1 protein-coding gene is annotated in these 1943 nt (G+C 70.3%); it reads right to left on the minus strand.

The features are described 5' to 3' along the window. Window positions 1–623: 623 nt before the first annotated feature. Window positions 624–1772 carry a mandelate racemase/muconate lactonizing enzyme family protein gene (locus WA805_RS09855; RefSeq protein WP_422288048.1) on the minus strand — a complete coding sequence of 383 codons (1149 nt, stop codon included), beginning with the start codon at window positions 1770–1772 and terminating at the stop codon, window positions 624–626. Between the last annotated feature and the right edge of the window lie 171 nt (window positions 1773–1943).

Consider the following 1943-nt stretch of genomic DNA (forward strand, 5'->3'; position numbering starts at 1 on the left):
GGTAAAAGTCACGGCAATCAGCTGACACCCGGCTGCAAAAAGCCGAGGTATCCGCCGCATACGGGAATCCTTATCCCGAACGGGCCCGTACTTTCTCCCGGCTGGTCCAGCTGACTCGCCGGGCGGCCCCGCCCCGCCGGCCGCCTCGCCAGCGTTCCGCCGACTCACCACCCGCACCGTCCTTGCCGGCCGGCCTTCCCAGGCAAATCACCGCCTCCGGCATGGCGCACCCGTCCTGTCCGTCGGCTGTCCGGCCCGGCTCCCCCCACGATCACCCCGTACGGCCCATCTCCTGCCACACCAGTCACTCCTCTTGGCTTTGTTGATGCGGTGACCACTTCTCAGGCTCAGTGACCGGTCACATATGGTCACCACGTCAACAAAGAGCCGCTAGGTATCCCGGGCCTGTGAAGCCCGTGAGAGCTGCGGGCTGACTAGGGCCCCGCCGACGCCGGTCACCCGGTTCGCCTGCCCCGACTTTGCATCCTGGGCGCCACCTTGCATACCGCGTGACCACTTGTGACCGGTCACTCAACTCGGAAAATGGTCATGGCGGCTGCAAAGTCCGCGGGAGTGGCTAATGTGACGCAAGAGGCTGTGAGGCGCGTGTGCCTGATGGGGCGTCAGTGCCAGGCCGGGCCCTCGGTGATCGGGTGGGCCCGGATGTAATCCTCGTCCACCTCGACGCCGAGGCCCGGGCCCTCCAGCGGCAGCACCGTGCCGTCCGCGCTCAGCTCGTAGGACGCCGAGCAGGCGACCGTGCGCAGCGGGTTATCGGTTGAGCCGTCGGCCTCGAAGTAACGGGCGTTGCCGATGCTCGCGAGGTAGTGCACGCTGGCCGCGAAGTTCAGCCCGGTGTGGCAGCCGTGCGTGCAGACCGGCAGGCCGGGCCCGGCGGCCAGCGCGGCGATGCGCAGCGCCTCGGTGATGCCGCCGCAGCGGGACAGGTCGGGCTGGACCACCGAGACGGCTCCAAGATCGAGCAGCCGCTGGAACTCGTAGCGGGTGTAGCAGTTCTCGCCCGCCGCGAGCGGCAGGTACGGCGCGGCCAGCGAAGCGGCGGCACGCCACAGGTGGTCCGCGTACGGCGGGAACGGCTCCTCCAGCCAGCCTGCCCCGGCGTCGGCCAGCACCGGCAGCATGGCGCGGACGTCATCGACGGAGTAACGGCAGTTGGCGTCGGCCAGCAGCGCCACGTCTGCGGGGAGGGCCGCGCGCATCGCACGGGCCCGTTCCGAATCACTGGAAAGCGAGTCGCCGAGCCGCAGCTTGACGGCGCGGTAGCCGAGCGCGACCTGGGCCAGCGCCTCCTCGGTCACGGCGGCCGGGGCGGCGTACCCGAGGGCGAAGCCGCCCGCGTACGCGGGCACCGGGCGGGCGGCGCCGCCGAGCAGCCGGTACAGCGGCAGGCCGAGCGCCTTGCCCTTGACGTCCCACAGCGCCATGTCGATGCCGCTCATCGCGCAGACGCAGGCGGCGCAGGTGCCGTGGTTGGCCAGCACGCGGCTCTCGAACCGGGCCCAGACCTCGGTGGTCGCAGAAGCGTCCATGCCGGTCAGCAGGTCGCGCAGCGTCGTGTCGATCGTCGCGGCGACGGCCAGCGGGGCGCGCCCGTTGTAGGACTCGCCGTACCCGGTCAGGCCGTCGGCGGTGGTGACCTTGACGATCACCGTGTCCCGTTTGCTGACCGAGCCGAGTCCCTGGGTGACGGCCTGCTTCAGCGGGACCGAGCAGGGCAGCGCCTCGATGCTCGCGATCGTGAGGTCTTTCAAGGGCTACTCCGCGTAGAAGGCGAACATCCGGATCTCGATCGACGCGCGCGGCGGCGCGTCAGCGGGGCACGACTGGTCGGTGAACGCGCTGTGCGGCACCTGTTCCGCGCGGGCCGGATCGGAATCGAAGCCGCGGAACACGTACGCCTCGTCCCGCGTCATGTCCGCGCA

Source organism: Trebonia sp. (assembly GCF_049794275.1).
In the GTDB taxonomy this organism is placed as follows: Bacteria; Actinomycetota; Actinomycetes; order Streptosporangiales; family Streptosporangiaceae; genus Trebonia.